A 21,433-nucleotide genomic window follows, 5' to 3' on the forward strand; every position below is an offset into this window, starting at 1 on the left:
GTGGGAACGATCAGTGCTTATCAGTTAAACGGTAATACGCCAGATCCCGAACGGTTGATACGCCGGGTCGATCCGCATGAATTGGTACTTGCCGTGCCAGGTCCAGCGATGGCCGTTCATCAAGTCTTCGCCGTGGGTACTGGCGTCGTCGGGCAAGCCCATTTCCCACAGTGGCAATTCGAAATTCGCTTCCTGGACGTTATGTGGATCAAGGCTGACGGCCACCAGAATGAAATTGCTGCCATCCGCGCTGCGCTTGCCAAAGTAAAAAATGTTGTCGTTCCAGGCGTTGTAGACCTTCAGGCCCAGATGCGTCTGCAGCGCCGGGTTTTGCCGGCGGATGCGGTTGAGCTGGGCGATCTCGGCAATGATGTTGCCCGGTGCATTGAAGTCCCGTGGGCGAATTTCGTATTTCTCGGAGTTGAGGTACTCCTCCTTGCCCGGCACCGGTGCCGCTTCGCACAGTTCGAAGCCTGAATACATGCCCCACAGACCGGAGCCCATGGTGGCCAGCGCCGCGCGGATCAGAAAACCGGCGCGCCCCGACTCATGCAAAAACGCCGGGTTGATGTCCGGTGTGTTGACGAAGAAGTTTGGCCGGAAGCATTCGCGCCACGGTGATTCGTTGAGTTCGGTGAAGTAAGTGGCCAGCTCGGACTTGTTGTTGCGCCAGGTGAAGTAGGTGTAGCTCTGGGAGTAACCGACCTTGCCCAACCGCGCCATCATTGCCGGGGTGGTAAAGGCTTCGGCCAGGAAGATCACCTCGGGGTACAGCGCCCGCACATCCGCGATCAGCCACTGCCAGAACGGCAGCGGTTTAGTGTGAGGGTTGTCGACGCGGAACAGCTTCACGCCCTCCTCGACCCAACCCACGACGATGTCGCGCAACTCGACCCACAGGCTCGGAATCGCATCGGTGGCATAGAAATCGACGTTGACGATGTCCTGGTATTTCTTCGGCGGGTTCTCGGCATATTTGATCGTGCCGTCGGGACGCCAGTTGAACCAGCCCGGATGCTGTTGCAGCCACGGGTGATCCTGAGAACACTGAATGGCAAAATCGAGGGCGATTTCCAGTCCATGATCTGCGGCCCTGGCGACAAGTCGCCGGAAGTCTTCACGCGTGCCCAGCTGCGAGTGAATGGCTTCGTGACCGCCCTCTTCACTGCCAATGGCATACGGGCTGCCCGGATCGTCCGGCCCGGCGGTCAGAGAATTGTTCGGGCCTTTGCGGTAGCTGCGGCCGATCGGGTGGATCGGCGGGAAGTACAGCACATCGAAACCCATGTCCTGGATCATCGGCAGCCGCGAATGCACATCGTTGAAGGTGCCATGACGGGCCGGATCGTCGGTAATCGAACGCGGAAACAATTCATACCAACTGGCGAACTGCGCCAGGTCCCGTTCGACGTCGAGCGGGTACTCAGGACTGATGCTCAAATAGGGACGATGATCGGCCAGCGTCATCAGCTCGGCGCTACGCTGGTGCAGAAACAGCTCGACCTGCTCGATTTCGAGCAACCCCGACAGATCATGGTGCAGCGTCGTAAGTTGCTCGCTCAGTTGTCCTTCGGTGCGTTCGGCGGCTTGCTGGACCAGCGTTCGCCCTTCCTGCAACTCCAGGCTGATCGGCACCCGGGCGGCGTGTTTTTTCTCCAGCTCATAACAGAAGCTGGCGAACTGATCGATCCAGGCTTCGATGCAAAACACATAACGGCCCTGGCGCGCGACCCGGAACTGACCCTGCCAACCGTTATTGCCCAGATCGGCCATGACTTCGCTATGCCAGGTTTCCTCGCCCTCGGCATGCCAGCGCACCCGCACCGCCAACTTGTCGTGACCGTCGGCGAACACTTTGCTGGTCACCACCACGTCCTGACCCACTACGGCTTTGACGGCGAACTGCCCGCCATCGAGGGTCGGCATGGTGTTTTCGATGGCAATGCGCGGCAGCAGTAAAGCCTGCGAAAGCGGCATATGAGGGTTGTAGTTCAGCTCTGTCGGTTTTTCAGCAGTCATCGAGCATCTCTCCTTTACGCCCCATGGACGCTCTTGTGTCTGTGGCTTGTAACAGGATAGTCATCCCGCAGGATCGTCCGCCCTGGAATGAACTCACTTAGGTTCCGAGCGACAGGCACCGGTAAAAGTTCACGAAGATTTGCCCGGGCCTTCGAAGGAATCAATTCCTTTGCGCAGTGGTCAACACACTTAAGCACGACTTACGCCATGTGCCACTGGAGGTTGAATTCATGAGCATTCCGATCCCTGCCGAAACGCCTGATCCAAACATCGACAACCCAACCATTCCGCCGACCGAGCCTGAACCTGTACCGGAGCAAGACCCGCCCGGCACCACTGCGCCACCACGCGAAGACCCGCCAGAGACGATGCCACCGGTGATCGTCACCCCCGAATAATCGCGCACTGATCGTTCCCACGCTCTGCGTGGGAATGCCTCCACGGACGCTCCGCGTTCGGCTCTGGATGGGACGCGGAGCGTCCCGGGCTGCATTCCCACGCAGAGCGTAGGAACGATCATTCACGGAGTTTGGTCCTTGTCCTTGTCGATCATCCGCACAACAGCGGGCATCACGCCGAGAATCGCCAATGCCAGCAACGTGCTGAGCACCGCCGTCGCCTCTCGCCCCAACCCGGCCGAAACACCAATGGCCGCGGTCATCCACAACCCGGCGGCGGTGGTCAGGCCTTTGACGTGCCCCTCGTCGCCATCGTTGTTTTTCAGAATAGTCCCCGCGCCGAGAAAGCCGATCCCGGCGATCACCCCCTGCATCACCCGGCTCATGGCATCGGCTTGCGAGCCGGACATTTGCGGCACCAGCACGAACAGCGCCGCGCCGAGGGCCACCAGCATGTGGGTGCGAACCCCGGCGGCCTTGCCCTTGTGCTCGCGTTCGAAGCCGAGAATCCCGCCCAACACCGCAGCCATCAGCAAGCGCACGGTAATGCGCGTCAGTTGTGAAGCATCGCCAATGTCGGCGAACTCCGCTTGCAGGGTCACCCAAACCTCATGCCACCAAGCGTTCATGGTGTTGTCCTTGTGATGACTTAATGGAAAGTTGCTCTATTGACGATGGACCGCGTCGACCATTAATCAGTTGCACAGAACGATGATCCAAGGCTGCGCCCTAACGTTTTAGAAACCACAGAAAAAAAGGACACCTTCATGACTGTGCGCATCGAAAACCAGACCTGCTTCTTCATTACCGCGAACGGCGAAGAAATTCGTTTGTGTCCCGACGTCACCATCGTCACCGACCCGGAAAAATCCATGTCGATGGTGGAACTCAATGACAAGCCTTTCTACATCACCGAAGCAGAAGCCGACGCATTGACCGTAGCAGGCGCAGTCGACGGGCGTAGGCATTTGAAAGCCACCGACAGTGGTTCGGTGATTTGACTGACCCGGATCAATAACCCCCGCCGGCGCTTGATATAGGCGTCCGGGTCCCGCTATAGCGGGTGCATCAACTTGTCGCAGGCAGCGGATCAAAGCCCATCTGATCCGCTTTTTATTGCAATAGGTGAGTCTGTTATGCAAACAGATCGGCGCTCATAGTGCTCAGGCCTGATGGAGGCTGATGAGCGAAAGACCATGAGCGATAGAATCCCCGTCCGAATTGTTGAAAGTGCCCCGTCCGTTCAAAGCTATGAGCCTTCGCGCCCAAAGATGAAGGCCAAGTCCAGCGACAACCTGATCCATACCCGCAGCTTCACCGGTCTATTCCGCACCTTGCGCCTGAGCGGCGCGGGTTTTTTGTTTTTGTTGTTCTTCGGAACGGTGTGGTTGAACTGGGGCGGCCGCCAGGCGGTGCTCTGGGACCTTTCCGAAAGCAAATTCCATATCTTCGGTGCGACCTTCTGGCCACAGGATTTCATTCTGCTGTCGGCGTTGCTGATCATTGCCGCGTTCGGCCTGTTCGCGATCACCGTGTTTGCCGGGCGAGTCTGGTGCGGTTACACCTGCCCACAGAGCTCCTGGACCTGGATCTTCATGTGGTGCGAGAAACTCACCGAAGGCGAACGCAACCAGCGGATCAAGCTGCAAGCCGCGCCCTGGGGCCTGAATAAGCTGATCCGCCGCTCGGCCAAGCACACCTTGTGGCTGGCCATCAGCCTGTTGACCGGCCTGACCTTTGTCGGCTATTTCACGCCGATCCGGCCACTGGTCGAAGAGCTGCTGACCTTGCAGATGGGCGGTGTCAGCCTGTTCTGGGTGCTGTTCTTTACCGGCGCGACATACATCAACGCCGGTTGGCTGCGTGAAGCGGTGTGCATGCACATGTGTCCGTATGCGCGGTTCCAGAGTGTGATGTTCGACAAAGACACCCTGACCATCTCCTACGACGTGGCCCGTGGCGAAAACCGTGGCCCGCGCAAACGTGACGTGGCACCGGCAGAAGTCGGCCTCGGGGATTGCATCGACTGCCAGGTGTGCGTGCAGGTCTGCCCGACCGGCATCGACATCCGCGACGGTTTGCAGATGGAATGCATCGGTTGCGCCGCGTGCATCGACGCCTGTGATTCGATCATGGACAAAATGGGCTACGCTCGCGGGCTGATCAGCTACACCTCCGAGCATCAATTGCAGGGTGGCAAGACGCATTTGTTGCGGCCACGTTTGATCGGCTACACCGCGGTCCTGCTAGTGATGATCGGAGCGCTGGCCCTGGCGCTGGTGGAGCGGCCGATGGTCTCGCTGGACGTGAGCAAGGACCGTGGCCTGTTCCGCGAGAACAGTCAGGGGCAGATCGAGAACATCTACAGCCTGAAAGTCATCAACAAGACCCAGCAACGCCAGGATTACCGCCTGACCCTGGTCGATGGCGACGGCTTCCTGCTGCAAGGCAAGACCGGACTGAGCCTGGCACCAGGCGAGATTATCGATGTGCCGGTGTCGGTGGCGATGACCACGGAACGGCCGAGCAGCAGTTCGCAGACGATCAGCTTCAAGATTGCCGACAGTGATGAGCCTGAGATTTATAGCGTGGCGAAGAGCCGGTTTGTTGCGCCGATGAACAGATGATCCCCTAGACTATGGAGCTCTGTGGCGAGGGAGCTTGCTCCCGCTCGGCTGCGCAGCAGTCGTAAAATTTCAGGGGCGCTGCGCACCCCAGCGGGAGCAAGCTCCCTCGCCACAACAGCGTATCTCCTGAATAACTTCATTCCAGGCACTCGATGAAACGCTACGAAAAATTCGCCGATGACATCGCTGAACTGATTCGCTCCGGCGTTCTCGGCCCCGGCCAGCGTGTGCCGTCGGTGCGCTACGCCAGCCAGACTTACGGGGTCAGCCCATCCACAGTGTTCCAGGCCTACTACCTGCTCGAACGTCGCGGCCTGATCCGCGCTCGTCCGCGTTCCGGCTACTTTGTCAACGCACACGCGCCGAGCCCGTTCTCGGAGCCGGTGATCAGCAGTCAGGTCAATGAATCCACCGAAGTCGACGTCAGTGAACTGGTGTTCTCGGTCCTCGATTCGATCAAGGACCCGAACACCGTGCCCTTCGGCTCGGCCTTCCCCAGCCCGACCCTGTTCCCGCTGCAACGCCTGTCCCGCTCCCTGGCCAGCGCCGCCCGCGAGATGGACCCGCGCATGGTCGTCACCGATATGTCGCCGGGCAACCCGCAACTGCGGCGACAAATCGCCCTGCGCTACATGGTCGGCGGCCTGATGCTGCCCATGGAAGAACTGCTGATCACCAACGGCGCGCTGGAAGCGCTGAACCTGTGCCTGCAAGCGGTCACCGAGCCCGGCGACCTGGTGGCCATCGAAGCCCCGGCGTTCTACGCGTGCCTGCAAATCCTCGAGCGGCTGAAGCTCAAAGCCGTGGAAATCCCCGTGCATCCGCGCGATGGCATCGACCTTGGCGTACTCGCGCAAACCCTGGCACGGCACCCGATCAAGGCTGTCTGGTGCATGACCAGCTTCCAGAACCCGATGGGCGCGACGATGCCCGAGGCGAAGAAGCAGGAACTGGTTGAGCTATTGCGCAGCCATCAGGTGCCGCTGATCGAAGACGACGTCTACGCCGAACTCTATTACGGCCAACAGGCGCCGAAACCGGCCAAGGCTTTTGATACCGAAGGGCTGGTGATGCACTGCGGTTCGTTCGCCAAAAGCCTGGCCCCCGGCTACCGCATCGGCTGGGTCGCCGCCGGACGTTATGCGCAGAAAATCGAACGGCTGAAACTCATGACGTCGCTGTGCGCATCGATGCCAGCCCAGGCGGCTATCGCCGATTACCTGCAACACGGCGGCTACGACCGGCACCTGCGAAAACTGCGTTACGCCCTGGAAGAACAGCAGAGCGCCATGCTCGCCGCTATCGCGCGCTACTTCCCGGCGCAGACTCGCGTCAGCCAACCGGCCGGCGGCTACTTTTTGTGGCTGGAGTTGCCACCGCAGATGGATTCACTGAAGTTGTTTCAGATGGCGTTGGCGCAAGGAATCAGCATTGCGCCCGGGCCGATCTTTTCTCCGACCCAGCGCTTTCGCAATTGCATCCGCCTGAATTACGGCAGCCCCTGGGATGAGACGGCCGAGAAGGCGATGGAGACGTTGGGTCGGATTGTGCGGTCGTTCTGAGGGCTTGGTTTTGCCGGTACCGGCCTCATCGCGGGCAAGCCACGCTCCCACAATGGACGGTGTCGATCAGAAGGTTGTGAACGACACAAATCCTGTGGGAGCGTGGCTTGCCCGCGATGAGGCCCGCCCAAACAATGTAAATCTATGGACTTAACGCCCACCACCAAGGTCGACGAATGTCCCGGTCGCATAGGAAGCCTTGTCCGACAGCAACCACACAATCGCCTCGGCCACTTCTTCCGCACGTCCGCCCCGAGCCATTGGAATCGCCGACTCCAGCTTGCTGACCCGATCCGGGTCACCGCTCAACGCATGGAAATCGGTGTAGATGTAACCAGGGCGCACCGCGTTGACGCGGATGCCTTCGCCAGCCACTTCCTTGGACAGGCCGATGGTGAACGTATCCAGCGCACCTTTGGAAGCGGCGTAGTCGACGTATTCATTGGGCGCACCCAGGCGTGAGGCCACCGAGGACACGTTAACGATGCTGCCACCCTGCCCGCCATGCTTGGGCGACATGCGCAGGATCGCGTGTTTGGCGCAGAGGATCGGCGCCAGGACGTTGGTTCTGAGGATTTTGAGGATACGGAATTCCGACATTTCATCGATCCGGGACTTCTGCCCGACAGTGCCGGCGTTGTTCACCAGTGCCGTGACCCGGCCCAACTCAGTGTCCACGCGGTGGAACAAGGCGATCACTTCATCTTCGATGCTGACGTCAGCGCGTACCGCGATGGCTTGGGCACCGAGGGCGCGGACTTGCTCCAGCACCTTTTGCGCAGCGGATTCGTCGGCCAGGTAGTTGATGCAGATCTTATAGCCTTGTTCGGCGGCCAACAGGGCTGTGGCGGCGCCGATACCACGGCTGCCGCCAGTGATGACGATGACTTTGTCCATGCGAAATTTCCCCCATACCAAGCGTTAGCAGTCAGGGCCAAGAATAACCGTCATGGCTGGCTTTTGCATGGACCCACATCAATCACATTGCTCTAGACTCACCGCCAATTGCTCTGCACGCAGAATATCCACCATGAAGCGTTCAGCCGGCAGCGGGTGCCCGAGCAGATAACCCTGAAGCGAATCACAACCGAGTTGCGTCAGGAAGTCTTGCTGCGAACCGGTTTCCACCCCTTCGGCGACAATCCGCAACCCCAGTGCCTGACCGAGGGCGACGATGGCGGAAACGATGGCAGCATCATCGCTGTCACGCTCCAGGTCGCGGACAAAACCGCGGTCGATTTTCAGTTCATTGGCGGGCAAGCGCTTGAGGTACATCAAGCTCGAATAGCCGGTGCCAAAGTCGTCGATCGACAGGTCGACCCCCATTGCCGACAGCTCCTGAAGCACCGTCATGCTCGCATCGGCATCGCTCATGGCGGTGGTTTCCGTGATCTCGAGGGTCAGGCTGTTGGCCGGCAAATGGTGAGTGGCCAAGGCTTTGGCGACGCTCTGGACCAGGCCTGCGTGGCAGAACTGCAGGGCTGAAAGGTTCACGGCGATGCGCCAGTCGGTGTACCCGAGCACGTACCACTCGCGCATCTGACGGCAGGCTTCGTTGAGCACCCACTCGCCAATCGGAATGATCAGCCCGGTCTTTTCCGCCAGTTCGATGAACTTGTCCGGCAACAGCATGCCCTGGGTCGGATGCACCCAGCGCAGCAACGCCTCGGCGCCGACCGGCTTACCATTGTTGGCATCGAACTTGGGTTGGTAATAGAGACTGAACTGCTGCTGATCGAGGGCGATTCGCAAGTCCTGCAACAATTGCAGCTGTTTGCGCGCGTTGCTGTTCATCGAGGCGTCGAAGAAGGAATAGCCGTTTTTGCCGGCGCCCTTGGCGTGATACATCGCCGCGTCGGCGTTCATCAGCAATTCTTCGGCGGTTTCACCGTTACCCGGATAAATCGCGATGCCGACACTGGCGGAAATCTGCAAGTCATGTTCGGCGACCCGGAACGAACGCGCGATCAGCCCGACCTGACGGGCGGCCAGGCTCAATGCGTCATTCTGTTCGCCAAGCTGCACCAGTAGAACGAACTCATCACCGCCGATCCGTGCCAGGGTGTCGTGGCTGCGCAAATCCTCGCGCAAGCGCAGACCGACTTCACGCAACAACAGATCGCCCATATGGTGACCGAAGGCATCGTTGACGGGTTTGAACCCGTCCAGATCGATGAACATCAACGCGAAACAACCGCCCTGCTCCTGGACCATGGACATCGCCTGATCGATGCGGTCAGCCAGCAACACGCGATTCGGCAGGCCGGTCAGGGTGTCATGCAGGGCCAGTTGAGTCAGTTCGCGGTTGGCCTCGGTCAATGAGTGGGCAAGGCCTGCAGTGCGGGCCTCGAGGCGCGCATCGAGGATTGAGGTCAACAAGGCAAGGCTCAACACTGCCAGGGTGGTGATCAGCACCAGATTGTCCAGGCCCTTGCCGTTCAGGCCGCTGATGGCCGCGCCACAGAAACTGCCATCCGGAAAACGCGCCGCCGCCATGCCGGTGTAATGCATACCAACGATCGCAAACCCCATGATCACCGCCGCGCCGCCACGGATCAGGCCGACATAAGGCGTGTGCTGGCGCAGGCGGAAAGCGATCCATAAGGCGGCGCCCGAGGCGACTACGGCGATTAGCAGCGAGGCGCTGAACAGCGTCGGATCGTAATCGATACCCGGTTGCATGCGCATGGCGGCCATGCCGGTGTAATGCATCGCGCTGATCCCGCCGCCCATGACCAGCGCGCCGAATGCCAGTTGCCAGGCTGGCAATTGTGGCTGGCTGACCAGCCACAGGGCAAAGCCGCAGGACAGGATGCTGATCAGCAATGACAGCAATGTGATGCCGATGTCGTAGCCGAGGTCGATGGGCAACTGGAACGCGAGCATGCCGATGAAATGCATCGACCACACGCCAATCCCCATGGCAAAGGCGCCGCCCGCCGTCCATAGATGCACGGCCCGGCCCTTGGCCGTGGCAATGCGTCCGGTCAGGTCGAGCGCGGTATAGGAGGCGAGAATCGCTACAAACAGCGAGATGATGACCAGCGTGGGGGAATAGCTACCGATAAGCATGAGACTACTCGCGACAGCCCCTCCGTACTGCTTCCGTTCTCGGCGGGGCAAATCGGGCGATTGTACTGATTTCGCAAACGAACGCACCGACAAAATAAGCAAATGGCCATCAAGCCGATGAAACGCTTGTTTTAAGGTTTCACATTAACGCCCGCTTAACTGATCGTTCCCACGCTCCGCGTGGGAATGCAGCCCGGGACGCTCCGCGTCCCTTTCGAGAGCTGGAACGCGGAGCGTCCCTTGAGGCATTCCCACGCGGAGCGTGGGAACGATCAACGATCAGTTGCGCTGATGCCTACTCTTTTTCGCTCACCTGCAACGCCCCATCCCAACCACCGCCCAATGCCGCGATCAATTGCACGCTGGCAATCAACCGGCTCTGCAACAGGCTCAGCACGCTGCGTTCATTGTTCAACGCTGTGGCCTGAACCACCACCACGCCCAGGTAAGCGATCACACCGGCCTTGTACTGGTTCTGGGTCAGGCGCAAGGATTCACGCGCTGCGTCCAGTGCTTCCTGGCGCACGCCCGCTTCGTCTTCCAGGACCTTGAGCTGCACCAGGTAGTTTTCCACTTCACGGAAGCCGTCGAGCACCGTCTGACGGTACTTGGCCACGGTCTCGTCGTAGGCCGCTTCGCTGCGGTCAACTTCTGCGGAGCGCTGGCCGCCGTCAAACAAGGTCATGGCCAATTGCGGTCCGACCGACCAGAAGCGGTTCGGCACGCTGATCCAGTTGGAAGTGGTGCTACTGCTGTAACCGCCGTTCAGACTCAGCGTCAGGTCCGGGTAATAAGCCGCCTTGGCCACGCCGATGTTGGCATTGGCCGCCATCACCGAACGTTCGGCGGAGGCGATGTCCGGGCGGCGCTCGAGCAATTGCGAAGGCAGGCTCAGCGGTATCTGGGGCAACGCAGGAATGTCTTTGGTTTCAGCCAGGCTGAACTCGGCCGGCGGTAATCCGATCAGGACGGCAATGGCATTCTCGAATTGAGCACGCTGCCAGATCAAATCAACCATGTCAGCCTGGGTGCTTTTGAGCTGAGTCTGGGCCTGCGCCACCGCGTCCTTGCCGGAGACACCGGCGCGGTACTGGTTTTCAGTCATTGTCAGTGAGCGCTGATAGGCCTCGACCGTCGCTTCCAGCAGGCGTTTCTGCTGGTCGATCACGCGCAGTTGCAGATAGTTCTGCACCAGTTCCGACTGCTGGCTCAAGCGCATCGCCGCCAGATCGGCATAACTTGCCTCGGCGTTGGCGGTGTCGGCTTCAAGGCCTCGACGCAACTTGCCCCAAACGTCGGCCTCCCAACTGACCCCGGCCTGTGCGGTGTAAGTGTCGCGAATACCGCTGGAAGAACTGGTCAGGCTCGAACTGCTGCTGCCGGTGCCCTGGCTGGAGCGGTTTTTCCCGACGGTCAGGTCGACGGTCGGGAAAAACGCGCCACGGGCACTGCGCACCAAGGCCTGGGCCTGACGGTACTGGGCCTCGGACTGCGCAACGGTCTGGTTGGCACTGTTGAGTTTTTCGATCAGGCCGTTGAGCTGCTGATCGCCATACAACTCCCACCAGGCGCCACGGGCCAGGGAATCGCTGGGATTGGCCTGACGCCAGCCTGCCGCTTCCTTGTATTGCGCCGGCGCAGCCGCTGGCGGGCGCTGGTAATCCGGGCCGATGGCGCAGGCGCTGAGCATCGCCACGCACAGCGCCAGGCTCAACAAACGCGAGCCTCGGGCCGATACCAGCGGTGCAGCCAGAGTGATAAGCGAACGGTCAGTCATAGCGGAGTTTCCAGAGCAGCATCGGTACGCACCCCACGCCAGTGGTTGAAGCGATGGCGCAGTTTGTCGAGATAGAGGTAAACCACCGGGGTGGTGTAAAGGGTCAGCACCTGGCTGAAAACCAGCCCGCCAATGATTGTCAGGCCCAGTGGCTGGCGCATTTCCGCACCTTCGGCGCGGCCCAGCAGCAACGGCAACGCGCCGAGGATCGCCGCCAGGGTGGTCATCAGGATCGGCCGCAGACGTTGCAGGCAAGCGCTGCGAATCGATTCCAGCGGCGCCATGCCCTGATGCCGTTCCAGCTGCAAGGCCAGGTCGATCATCAAAATGGCGTTTTTCTTCACCACGCCGATCAGCAGGAACAGCCCGAGCAACGAGATCAGGCTGAACTCACCGCCCAGCGCGTAAATCGACAGCAACGCGCCGACCCCGGCAGATGGCAAGGTCGAGAGAATGGTCAGCGGATGGATGTAGCTTTCATACAGCACACCGAGCACCAGATACACCGCCACCAGCGCCCCGAGAATCATCCACGGCTGGCTCTTCTGGGTCGCGGCAAAGGCGTCGGCAGTGCCGGCCATTTTCACGATCACGTCTTCCGGCATCCCAAGTCTGGCGATCGCCCGCTCGATGGCCGCTGTGCCCTGCTCCACCGCCACGCCTTCGGCCATGTCGAAGGAAATGCTCTCGGAGGCGAACTGGCCTTCGTGGCTGACGCGGTCGTCTTCCAGGCTGTTTTCGTAATGAGCGATGGTCGAGAGCGGAATCCGTGCACCGTCAGCCGTGATCACCTGGACCTGATTAAGCGTGATCGGGTCCTGGGCATATTTCGGATTGACCTCCATGACCACCTGATACTGGTTAAGGCTGTCGTAAATCGTCGAAATCTGCCGCTGGCTGTAGGCGTTGTTCAGCACCGCGGTGACCATGTCCATGTCGACGCCCAGGCGTTTGGCCTGATCACGATCGACGATCAGGGTCACCTGTTGGGCGCCGCGCCCTTCACGGGCGTCAATCGCCGTCAGCTCCGGCAAGGCCTTGAGCGCAGTAACGACTTTCGGATACCACTGGCGCAACTCGCCGAGGTCGGCGCTTTGCAGGATGTAGGAATACTGCGACGTGGTCTGTTCCCGGCCACCACCAAACTGCAGGTCCTGATCGGCCATCAGCATCAGTTGCGCGCCGGCGACCTTGGGCATTTCCTTGCGCAAACGTTCGATGACCTTTTGCGCGGACAGGTTGCGTTCCTTGATCGGTTTCAGCCGCACCAGCATGAAGGCGTTGTTGGTGCCGTTGGTGCCGCCGATAAAACCGGCGACGCTTTGCACCGCGTCATCCTTGAGCACGGCGCGGCGGAAGGTTTCCATTTTCGGCTGCATCACACTGAATGACAGTCCGTCGTCGCCGCGCACGAAACCGATCAGCTGGCCGGTATCTTGCTGAGGCATAAATGTTTTAGGAACAACGACATACAGCGCAATGTTAACGCCAACCGTAACGATAAGACTAAGCAAGGTCAGCCGGCGATGACGCAGCACCCAATCCAGGCTTGTGGCGTATTTGCCGACCATCCACTCGTTGGCGCGCTGACTCCAGCGCTGCAGACGGTTTTCCTCACCCGGCGTATGCGGCTTGAGCCAACGGGCACAGAGCATCGGCGTCAGCGTCAAGGAAACCACCAGCGACACCACTATGGACGCCGCCAACGTGATGGAAAACTCGCGAAACAGGCTTTCGACGATCCCACCCATGAACAGGATCGACAGGAACACCGCCACCAGCGAGGCGTTCATCGACAGCAAGGTGAAGCCGACTTCCTGCGCTCCGAGGTACGCGGCCTTCATCGGCGGTACGCCTTTGTCGATGTGCCGCGAAATGTTCTCCAGCACCACAATGGCATCGTCCACTACCAGCCCGGTGGCCAGGATCAGCGCCATCAGCGACAGGTTGTTCAGGGAGAATCCGTAGAGGTACATCACCGCAAAGGTGCCGACCAGCGACACAGGCACCGCAAGGGTCGGAATCAACGAGGCGCGGAAGTTACCGAGGAACAGGAACACCACCAGGATCACCAGCGCCACGGCTATCAGCAGGGTCATTTCCGCTTCATGCAGGGTCGCCTTGATCACCGGCGACCGGTCCATCGCTACGTTCAGCTTCACGCTGGCCGGCAACACGGCCTGCAACGCCGGCAGTTGAGCCTTGATTTCGTTGACCGTCTCGATGATGTTGGCGCCAGCCTGGCGGTTGATCACCAATAGTACCGCCGCGTCGTTGTTGAAGAAGCCGCTGTTGTAGCGGTCTTCGACGCCGTCGCTGACCTTGGCCACGTCCTTCAGGCGCAGGGCCGCGCCGTCCGCGTAGTGAATGATCAGCGACTCGTAATCCTTGGCTTTCTCCAGTTGATCGTTGGCCTGAACCTGCCATAGCCGCTGGCCATCTTCGACCGACCCTTTTGGCCTGCGCACGTTGGCGTTGGCGATGGTGTTGCGCACATCGTCCAGCGCCACGCCGTACTGGTTGAGCGCCTGCGGTTCGAGTTCGATGCGCACCGCCGGCAGGGAACTGCCGCCAATCTGCACTTCGCCGACGCCCTGCACCTGAGACAGGCTCTGGGACAGAATCGTCGAGGCCAAATCGTAGAGCTGGCCCTTTTCCAACACGTCAGAGGTCAGCGACAGCACCATGATCGGCGCCTGGGACGGGTTGACCTTCTTGTAGGTCGGCATGCTGCGCATTCCGCTCGGCAGCAAATTGCGCGAAGCGTTGATCGCCGCCTGCACTTCCCGCGCCGCGCCGTTGATGTCGCGGTCCAGGTCGAACTGCAAAATCACCCGGGTCGAGCCCTGGCTGGAGCGGCTGCTCATGGTGTTGACCCCGGCAATGGCGCCGAAGGAGCGTTCCAGCGGCGTGGCCACCGTCGAGGCCATGACCTCCGGACTCGCACCGGGCAGACTCGCTTGGACCACGATCACCGGGAAGTCCATCTGCGGCAACGGCGATACGGGCAACAGGCCGAAGCTCACGCCGCCCAGCAGCAGGATCGCCAGGCTCAGCAACATCGTTGCGACCGGGCGCTTGATAAAAGGTCCGGACAGGTTCATGGCTGCTCTGCCGCGTCCACGGTTTCAGACTTGCGGCCCCAGCGCCGACCGAGGCGGTCGAAGTACAGGTAGATCACCGGAGTGGTAAACAGCGTCAGCACCTGGCTCAGCAACAAGCCGCCCACCATCACCAGACCCAACGGTTGACGCAGTTCCGCGCCGGAACCGGTCGCCAGCATCAGTGGCACCGCGCCGAACAACGCGGCCAGTGTGGTCATCAGAATTGGCCGGAAACGCAGCAGCGCCGCCTGATAGATCGCCGTTTCCGGATCCATGCCCTGATTGCGTTCAGCGTCGAGGGCGAAGTCGATCATCATGATCGCGTTCTTTTTCACGATACCGATCAACAAAATGATGCCTATGATCGCAATCATCCCTAGATCATTGCCGCTCAACAGCAACGCCAGCAAGGCACCGACCGCCGCCGAGGGCAAGGTCGAAAGAATGGTGATCGGATGGATGTAGCTCTCGTACAGCACGCCGAGCACGATGTACATGGTCACCACCGCCGCCAGAATCAGCAGCAAGGTGCTCGACAGCGACGCCTGGAATGCCTCGGCCGCGCCCTGGAACTGGGTTTGCACGCCAATCGGCATGCCAATGTCTTTCTGCACCTGGTCGATGAGCTCCACCGCATGCCCCAGCGCCACGCCGGGCGCGAGGTTGAACGACATCATCACCGCCGGGAACTGACCGATATGAGTGATCGCCAGTTGGGCCTGACGCTCTTCCATGTGCGCCAGACTGGACAGGCGCACTTGCCCGCCGTCGGTGGTTTTTACGTGAATCTGGTTCAGCGCCTCCGGGCCTATCTTCTCGCCCGACTGCGATTGCAGCACCACGCGGTACTGGCTGGCCTGGGTGTAGATGGTGGAAATCTGCCGCTGACCGAATGCGTCATACAGCGCATCGGTGATGTTCGACACCGACACACCGACCCGCGACGCCGCATCGCGGTCGATCACCAGATACACCTGCAAGCCCTTGTCCTGCAAATCGCTGGCAACGTCGGTCAGCTCCGGCCGTTGGGCCAGGGCGTCCACCAGACGACCGCTCCACAGACTCAGCAGCTCGGAATCCGGCGATGACATGCTGAACTGGTATTGAGTCCGACTGACGCGGTCTTCAATGGTCAGGTCCTGCACCGGTTGCATGAACAGGCGGATGCCAGTGAGTTTGTCCAGTTCCGGTTGCAGACGTGCGATCACCTCGGTGGCGCTCAAGTCGCGATTGCTGTGGGATTTGAGATTGATCAGCAGACGACCGCTGTTCAGCGTCGCGTTGTCACCGTCAACGCCGATATAGGACGACAGGCTCTCCACCGCCGGATCCGCCAGGATCACTTTAGCCAGTTCCTGTTGACGGTCGCTCATGGCCGCAAAGGAAATCGACTGCGGCGCTTCGGAAATGCCCTGGATCACCCCGGTGTCCTGCACCGGGAAAAAGCCCTTGGGCACCACCATGTAAAGGAACACGGTCAACACCAGCGTGCCAACGGCCACCAGCAGGGTCAGCGGTTGATGCTTGAGAACCCACTTTAACTTGCGCCCGTAAGCCGCGATCATCCAATCAATTGTGGCGCCGCTGGCCCGGTAGAAACGGCCCTGATCTTCTTCCTTCGGCTCACGTTTGAGCAGCCGTGCGCACATCATCGGCGTCAGGGTCAGGGAGACGACAAGGGAGATCAGGATCGCCACCGCCAGGGTGATGGCAAATTCGCGGAACAGCCGTCCCACCACGTCGGCCATGAACAGCAGCGGAATCAATACTGCAATCAGCGACAGGGTCAGGGAGATCAGGGTGAAGCCGATCTGCTTGGCGCCCTTGAGCGCTGCATTCAGGGGGCTGTCGCCCTCTTCGATAAATCGGGAAATGTTCTCCAGCATGACGATCGCATCGTCCACCACGAAACCGGTGGCGATGGTCAGTGCCATCAAGGTCAGGTTGTTGACCGAGAAACCCGCGAGGTACATCACGCCGAAGGTGCCGATCAACGACAGTGGCACTGCAACCGATGGGATGATCGTGGCGCTGGCCCGGCGCAGGAACAGGAAGGTCACCATCACGACCAGCGCAATGGCGATCAACAATTCGTGCTGCACGTCGGTGACCGAGGCGCGGATGGTCTGGGTGCGGTCGGTCAGCACGGTGACTTCGAGACCCGCCGGCAGGTTATCAGTGATGCTCGGCAGCAGGGCTTTGATCCGGTCGACCACTTCGATGACGTTGGCGCCAGGCTGACGCTGGATGTTCAGCAGCACCGCCTGGTTTTCATTGGCCCACGCCGCCAGACGTTCGTTTTCCGCGCCATCGACGATCTCTGCCACGTCCTTCAACCGCAACGGCGCGCCGTTGGCGTAGGCGAGAATCAGGTTGGCGTAGTCCTTGGGCGAGGTCAGTTGATCGTTTGCATCGAGCATCGACACCCGGGTCGGGCCGTCGAAGTTGCCCTTGGGCTGATTGACGTTGGATGCACCGATCAGGGTGCGCACGTCCGACAGGTTCAAGCCATTGGCCGCCAGCGCCTCGGGGTTGACCTTGATCCGCACGGCCTGACGCTGGCCGCCGGCAATGCTGACCATGCCGACGCCGCTGATCTGGGCAATTTTCTGCGCCATGCGCGTGTCGACCAAGTCATTGAGCTTGGGCAGCAACATGGTCTTGGAGGTGATGGCCAGGGTCAGCACCGGGGTGTCAGCCGGGTTGACCTTGTTGTACACCGGCGGTGCCGGCAGGTCCTTGGGCAGCAAATTGGTTGCAGCGTTGATTGCCGCCTGCACCTGCTGCTCGGCGACGTCCATGTTGATGTCGAGGCTGAAACGCAGGGTCAGCACGGAAGCGCCGCCGGAACTGGTCGACGCCATCTGGGTCAGGCCGGGCATCTGCCCGAATTGACGCTCAAGGGGCGCAGTCACCGCGCTGGTCATGACATCCGGGCTGGCACCGGGATACAGCGTCATGACACGGATGGTCGGGTAATCGACCTGTGGCAATGCCGACACCGGCAACAGCCGATAGGCGATCACGCCGGCCAGGATAATGGCCAGCATGCTCAGGGTCGTGGCGACCGGGCGAAGGATGAACAGCCGCGAGATGTTCATGCGCCGCCCTTTTTCGCCTTGTCGGTGGTCGTCGCGTCAGGCACCGTGGCGGCCGATTTGCCTTGCAGGTGCCCGGTCGGGGTGGTCGGTACATCCTTGGTGTCGTTGACCACTTCCACTTCGCTGCCTTCCTTCAAGCGGTCGGTGCCTTCAAGGACCACGCGCTCCCCTGCGGCCAGGCCTTCGGTAATCACGGTGTTTTCACCATTACTGGCACCGACTTTCAACTGGCGAATCGTGACTTTCTTGTCGCCGTCGAGAGCGTAGACAAACGTACCGTTGGTGCCGAACTGGATCGCTGCCGAAGGTGCGAGCACCACGTCTTTGAGGGTGTCGGCCAGCAGGTGGACGTTGACGAACTGGTTGGGGAACAGCGCCTGATCGCGGTTCTCGTAACGAGCCTTGAATTTCAGTGTGCCGGTGGTGACGTCGATCTGGTTGTCCAGGCTCTGCAAGACACCGGTGGCCTGCAACTTGGTGTCGCCGCGGTCCCAGGCTTCGGCGGGCAATTTGGCGCCGGTGCGATAACGGGCCAGCACGGTTTCCAGGCTGTTTTCCGGCAAGGTGAAGGCAACGCTGATGGGTTGGGTCTGGGTGATGATCACCAGCGCGGTGGTGTCGTTGGCTGCCACCAGGTTGCCGACATCCAGCTGACGCAAGCCCACACGCCCGGCAATCGGCGCACGGATCTTGGTGAATTCCAGATTGAGCTTGGCGTCGTTGACCGCCGCCTGATTGGTCTTGACCGTGCCCTGATACTGGCCCACCAGCGCTTCGGCGGTGTCCAGGGTCTGCTTGGCGATACTGTCTTCGCGATACAGGCCGCGATAGCGTTCGACATCGACCTGGGCGTTTTTCAGTTGGGCCTGGTTCTGCAGCAACGTGCCTTCGGCCTGAAGCAAGGCGTTCTGGTAAGGACGCGGGTCGATTTCAGCCAGCAGATCGCCCGCCTTGACCATCTGCCCTTCCTCGAAGGAAATCTTCATCAGTTCACCGCCAACACGGCTGCGCACATTGATGGTGTTCAGCGCCGTCACAGTGCCCAGCGCCTTGTAGTACAGCGGGAAATCACCCTTCACCGCTGGCGCGACACGCACTGGAACAGGCCCGGTTGCTCCGCCGAAACCGGGACGCATCCCCCCCGACCTGCCGGTTTGCCCGGCAACGGCTTTTTGCCCAGCGCCCTCTTTTTGGGCAGTGCCGGCGGGCCAGAATTTCCAGCACAGGCCAGCGATGACCAACAGGACAAGCAGGCCGAACAGCCAGCGACGGGGACTACGGGAAACGGAGGATTGCATGGAATGATCAACCATTGGGCGCGTGGGCTTCTTCTACAGGAGGCTGAACGATAAGCACTGGCGGGCATTAAGCAAAGCGGCTTTACCGGCAATTTACCTTCGGCTTACGTAACAGGAGATTTATCTAAGACACTGAAGCACAAATGAAAACGGCCTGGACAGGGCCAGGCCGTTAACAATTGTAATGCTTTACTTATTTAAGAACGGCAAGTGCTGCTTCGTAGTTCGGTTCGTCAGCGATTTCCTTGACCAGTTCGCTGTGCAGAACATTGTCGTTTTCGTCCAGCACCACGACGGCACGGGCGGTCAGGCCTTTGAGCGGGCCGTCAGCGATGGCAACGCCGTAGTTCTCGATGAACTCTGCACCGCGCAGGGTCGACAGGTTCTGTACGTTTTCCAGGCCTTCGGCGCCGCAGAAGCGCGCTTGAGCAAACGGCAGGTCAGCGGAGATGCACAGCACGACAGTGTTGGCGACATCACTGGCCTGGGCGTTGAACTTGCGAACCGACGTTGCGCAGGTCGGGGTATCGACGCTTGGGAAGATGTTCAGCACTTTGCGCTTGCCGGCGAAGCTCGCCAGGGTCACGTCGGACAGATTGCCGGCAACCAGGGAAAAGGCTGGCGCCTTGGAACCGGCTTGTGGCAGTTGGCCGTTGACTTGAACCGGGGAGCCTTTAAGAGTGACTTGAGCCATGAACGGAGTCCTTCTGAACGTTGTTGTAGAGAATTTTGAAGAGGCCGAAGTTAACCACGAAATGGCCCGACGACCTATGCCCAGAATACAAATTGTGAAGTGTTGTCCCCCTAAACTGGATACAACTCTGACAATCAACACAATTCCCTTGTGGGAGCGGTGTACAGCGTACCGCTCTCGCCGCCTGCAACCCGGTGTTCATGACGAAAGGCAGCCAGCGTTGTCGATTTAAATGACGGCCATTCGACCAGTCAGTGAGTCACTCACATCCAGCGGAGGCAAGACCATGCGATTCATGATCATTGTGAAAGCCAGCCCCGATTCCGAGGCCGGTGTGATGCCCAGCAAAGAACTGATGACTGCAATGGGCAATTTCAACGAGGAACTGGCCAGGGCGGGAATCCTCATCGACTGCGATGGCCTGCAACCCAGCAGTAAAGGCGCCCGCGTGCGTTTCTCGGGAGACCAGCGCACGGTGATCGACGGCCCGTTCGCCGAAACCAAGGAGCTGATCGCCGGCTACTGGATATGGCAAGTGGAGTCGAAACAGGAGGCGATCGAATGGGTCAAGCGTTGCCCCAACCCGATGCCAGGCACCGACGCCGAGATCGAGATTCGCCAGGTGTACGAGGCCGAGGATTTCGGGGACGAGTTCACACCGGAACTGCGGGAACAGGAAGAGCGGCTGCGTGCACAGGTGAAGAAACCCTGAATTGTCCGATCGTTGTGGCGAAGGGGCTTGTCCTCTCGCCACATCAAGCAGTCCGTCGATCTCAACCTCCTCTGTTTCGTATTAACTTTTTAGTACGCACAAACTCCCGCTAGCGTGTACAAAAAAACAAAGATCCCCTCATCGACTGGCGAACCCCGAGTTAGCTGCTAGCTTCAACAGACGTGTCCTACAGGCTTGATAGGAAAGAGATTTCGCAGTACGGCCGCCCAGTGCCGAGTTGTCCAATAAGCCACGAAGGAACGGGGGGAATCATGTTGAACAATTGGGGAACACACGCCTTTCTATTGGCAGCATCGATGGCGTCTGCCGTTTATGCCCACGCGGATAACGCCGATACGGCCAACAAAAGTAACAACCCGCTGAACCTGGCGCCCGGCGTCAACCTTCAGGATTACTACACACCCAAGCTTTACGACACCAATGCCCACACCAACGACCTCCTGATGCGCGGCACTTTGCCCATCGCACCCAATGACTTCATTGGTGTGCCGCAATTGCTGCGCGCCACCGTGCCGATCAGCACTCGCCCCGATCCAAACGGCGGCTACAGCACTGGTGAAGGTGATCTGAATATTTTCGACATCTTCCTTCTCAAGACTGACGGTGTGCAACTGGGTATCGGCCCGCTGATCACCGCCCCCACCGCCGACCAGGACGAACTGGGCACTGGCAAATGGCAGGCGGGCCTGGCGGCCATTGCAATTGATTCATCGCCTCGAGGCCTGCTCGGCGCATTGGTCCAGTACCAGAGTTCGTTCGCCGGTGACCATGATCGCGCCCACGTCGAAACCGCAACCCTGCAACCTTTCATCATCCATAACCTGGAAAAAGGTTGGTATTTGCGTTCGACCGGCATCTGGACGTTCGACCTGAAAAACGACACCCATTACATCCCCATCGGGTTCGGTGGCGGCAAAGTGTGGAAATCAGGTTCCAATATTCTCAATGCCTTCATCGAACCTCAGTGGACAGTGGAACGCAAAGGCGATGGCCTGCCGCAGTTCACGCTGTTTGCCGGGATCAATGTCACGTTTGGCAAATAAGGACT

15 protein-coding genes are annotated in these 21,433 nt (G+C 60.0%); 6 read left to right on the forward strand and 9 right to left on the reverse strand.

The features are described from left to right. Positions 1–24: 24 nt before the first annotated feature. The gene (locus ACQ4OB_RS14040) at positions 25–2,019 is read right to left on the reverse strand and encodes an alpha-1,4-glucan--maltose-1-phosphate maltosyltransferase (RefSeq protein WP_102614332.1); all 1,995 of its coding nucleotides are present in this window, start codon (positions 2,017–2,019) and stop codon (positions 25–27) included. A gap of 230 nt (positions 2,020–2,249) precedes the next feature. Between ACQ4OB_RS14040 and ACQ4OB_RS14045 the strand changes: the two genes are divergently transcribed. Further along, the gene (locus ACQ4OB_RS14045) at positions 2,250–2,417 is read left to right on the forward strand and encodes a hypothetical protein (RefSeq protein WP_430955881.1); all 168 of its coding nucleotides are present in this window, start codon (positions 2,250–2,252) and stop codon (positions 2,415–2,417) included. A 122-nt stretch (positions 2,418–2,539) separates the two neighbouring features. Here the strand turns inward: ACQ4OB_RS14045 and ACQ4OB_RS14050 are convergent, their stop codons facing one another. Further along, on the reverse strand, positions 2,540–3,046 hold the full coding sequence (locus tag ACQ4OB_RS14050) for an MgtC/SapB family protein (RefSeq protein ID WP_074876782.1): 507 nt from the start codon (positions 3,044–3,046) through the stop codon (positions 2,540–2,542). 138 nt (positions 3,047–3,184) lie between these two features. On the opposite strand from ACQ4OB_RS14050, the gene ACQ4OB_RS14055 reads away from it, so the two are divergent. The 3 genes from ACQ4OB_RS14055 to mapR all read left to right on the forward strand — a co-directional run bounded on the left by ACQ4OB_RS14055 (position 3,185) and on the right by mapR (position 6,606). Then, positions 3,185–3,418, forward strand: coding sequence for a DUF3203 family protein (locus ACQ4OB_RS14055; RefSeq protein WP_074876784.1), 234 nt, complete (start codon positions 3,185–3,187; stop codon positions 3,416–3,418). Between the two features lie 195 nt (positions 3,419–3,613). Beyond that, positions 3,614–5,044 carry a cytochrome c oxidase accessory protein CcoG gene (gene ccoG, locus ACQ4OB_RS14060; protein ID WP_430955882.1) on the forward strand — a complete coding sequence of 477 codons (1,431 nt, stop codon included), beginning with the start codon at positions 3,614–3,616 and terminating at the stop codon, positions 5,042–5,044. Positions 5,045–5,196: 152 nt separating this feature from the next. Continuing rightward, positions 5,197–6,606 (forward strand): GntR family transcriptional regulator MpaR, encoded by a 1,410-nt coding sequence (gene mapR, locus ACQ4OB_RS14065; protein WP_076031034.1) that lies wholly within the window; start codon positions 5,197–5,199, stop codon positions 6,604–6,606. Positions 6,607–6,756: 150 nt separating this feature from the next. On the opposite strand, the gene ACQ4OB_RS14070 is transcribed toward mapR, so the two are convergent. The 7 genes from ACQ4OB_RS14070 to tpx form a co-directional block, all read right to left on the reverse strand. Beyond that, complete coding sequence (locus tag ACQ4OB_RS14070; RefSeq protein WP_102614334.1) at positions 6,757–7,503, reverse strand: SDR family oxidoreductase; 747 nt, start codon at positions 7,501–7,503, stop codon at positions 6,757–6,759. A 78-nt stretch (positions 7,504–7,581) separates the two neighbouring features. Continuing rightward, positions 7,582–9,678 carry a putative bifunctional diguanylate cyclase/phosphodiesterase gene (locus tag ACQ4OB_RS14075; protein ID WP_074876791.1) on the reverse strand — a complete coding sequence of 699 codons (2,097 nt, stop codon included), beginning with the start codon at positions 9,676–9,678 and terminating at the stop codon, positions 7,582–7,584. Between the two features lie 295 nt (positions 9,679–9,973). Further along, complete coding sequence (locus tag ACQ4OB_RS14080) at positions 9,974–11,455, reverse strand: efflux transporter outer membrane subunit (protein WP_074876794.1); 1,482 nt, start codon at positions 11,453–11,455, stop codon at positions 9,974–9,976. Further along, positions 11,452–14,559: an efflux RND transporter permease subunit gene (locus ACQ4OB_RS14085; RefSeq protein WP_074876796.1), complete on the reverse strand. Its 3,108-nt coding sequence runs from the start codon at positions 14,557–14,559 to the stop codon at positions 11,452–11,454. The genes ACQ4OB_RS14080 and ACQ4OB_RS14085 overlap by 4 nt, the downstream gene beginning before the upstream one ends. After that, entirely contained in the window at positions 14,556–17,660 is a 3,105-nt protein-coding gene (locus tag ACQ4OB_RS14090) for an MdtB/MuxB family multidrug efflux RND transporter permease subunit (RefSeq protein ID WP_430955883.1), read from the reverse strand. The genes ACQ4OB_RS14085 and ACQ4OB_RS14090 overlap by 4 nt, the downstream gene beginning before the upstream one ends. After that, the gene (locus ACQ4OB_RS14095) at positions 17,657–18,973 is read right to left on the reverse strand and encodes an MdtA/MuxA family multidrug efflux RND transporter periplasmic adaptor subunit (RefSeq protein ID WP_074876799.1); all 1,317 of its coding nucleotides are present in this window, start codon (positions 18,971–18,973) and stop codon (positions 17,657–17,659) included. The genes ACQ4OB_RS14090 and ACQ4OB_RS14095 overlap by 4 nt, the downstream gene beginning before the upstream one ends. Positions 18,974–19,151: 178 nt before the next feature. Beyond that, the gene (tpx, locus tag ACQ4OB_RS14100; RefSeq protein ID WP_033054703.1) at positions 19,152–19,652 is read right to left on the reverse strand and encodes a thiol peroxidase; all 501 of its coding nucleotides are present in this window, start codon (positions 19,650–19,652) and stop codon (positions 19,152–19,154) included. 286 nt (positions 19,653–19,938) lie between these two features. On the opposite strand from tpx, the gene ACQ4OB_RS14105 reads away from it, so the two are divergent. Together ACQ4OB_RS14105 and ACQ4OB_RS14110 are read left to right on the forward strand one after the other, a co-directional pair. After that, a complete protein-coding gene (locus ACQ4OB_RS14105; RefSeq protein WP_074876801.1) occupies positions 19,939–20,364 on the forward strand; it encodes a YciI family protein in 426 nt (141 codons plus the stop codon). Between the two features lie 272 nt (positions 20,365–20,636). Next, positions 20,637–21,428, forward strand: coding sequence for a hypothetical protein (locus tag ACQ4OB_RS14110; protein ID WP_430955884.1), 792 nt, complete (start codon positions 20,637–20,639; stop codon positions 21,426–21,428). Positions 21,429–21,433 lie beyond the last annotated feature (5 nt).

It is taken from the genome of Pseudomonas sp. ES4 (assembly GCF_050586665.1).
GTDB classification, from domain to species: Bacteria; Pseudomonadota; Gammaproteobacteria; order Pseudomonadales; family Pseudomonadaceae; genus Aquipseudomonas; species Aquipseudomonas frederiksbergensis.

Coding starts and splice junctions, on each gene's coding strand:
- ACQ4OB_RS14070 (WP_102614334.1), bottom strand. CDS start 7,503: ATGGACAAAGTCATCGTCATCACTGGCGGCAGCCGTGGTATCGGCGCC.
- ACQ4OB_RS14095 (WP_074876799.1), bottom strand. CDS start 18,973: ATGGTTGATCATTCCATGCAATCCTCCGTTTCCCGTAGTCCCCGTCGC.
- ACQ4OB_RS14080 (WP_074876794.1), bottom strand. CDS start 11,455: ATGACTGACCGTTCGCTTATCACTCTGGCTGCACCGCTGGTATCGGCC.
- ACQ4OB_RS14085 (WP_074876796.1), bottom strand. CDS start 14,559: ATGAACCTGTCCGGACCTTTTATCAAGCGCCCGGTCGCAACGATGTTG.
- ACQ4OB_RS14050 (WP_074876782.1), bottom strand. CDS start 3,046: ATGAACGCTTGGTGGCATGAGGTTTGGGTGACCCTGCAAGCGGAGTTC.
- ACQ4OB_RS14110 (WP_430955884.1), top strand. CDS start 20,637: ATGTTGAACAATTGGGGAACACACGCCTTTCTATTGGCAGCATCGATG.
- tpx (WP_033054703.1), bottom strand. CDS start 19,652: ATGGCTCAAGTCACTCTTAAAGGCTCCCCGGTTCAAGTCAACGGCCAA.
- ACQ4OB_RS14075 (WP_074876791.1), bottom strand. CDS start 9,678: ATGCTTATCGGTAGCTATTCCCCCACGCTGGTCATCATCTCGCTGTTT.
- ACQ4OB_RS14040 (WP_102614332.1), bottom strand. CDS start 2,019: ATGACTGCTGAAAAACCGACAGAGCTGAACTACAACCCTCATATGCCG.
- ACQ4OB_RS14055 (WP_074876784.1), top strand. CDS start 3,185: ATGACTGTGCGCATCGAAAACCAGACCTGCTTCTTCATTACCGCGAAC.
- ACQ4OB_RS14090 (WP_430955883.1), bottom strand. CDS start 17,660: ATGAACATCTCGCGGCTGTTCATCCTTCGCCCGGTCGCCACGACCCTG.
- mapR (WP_076031034.1), top strand. CDS start 5,197: ATGAAACGCTACGAAAAATTCGCCGATGACATCGCTGAACTGATTCGC.
- ccoG (WP_430955882.1), top strand. CDS start 3,614: ATGAGCGATAGAATCCCCGTCCGAATTGTTGAAAGTGCCCCGTCCGTT.
- ACQ4OB_RS14105 (WP_074876801.1), top strand. CDS start 19,939: ATGCGATTCATGATCATTGTGAAAGCCAGCCCCGATTCCGAGGCCGGT.
- ACQ4OB_RS14045 (WP_430955881.1), top strand. CDS start 2,250: ATGAGCATTCCGATCCCTGCCGAAACGCCTGATCCAAACATCGACAAC.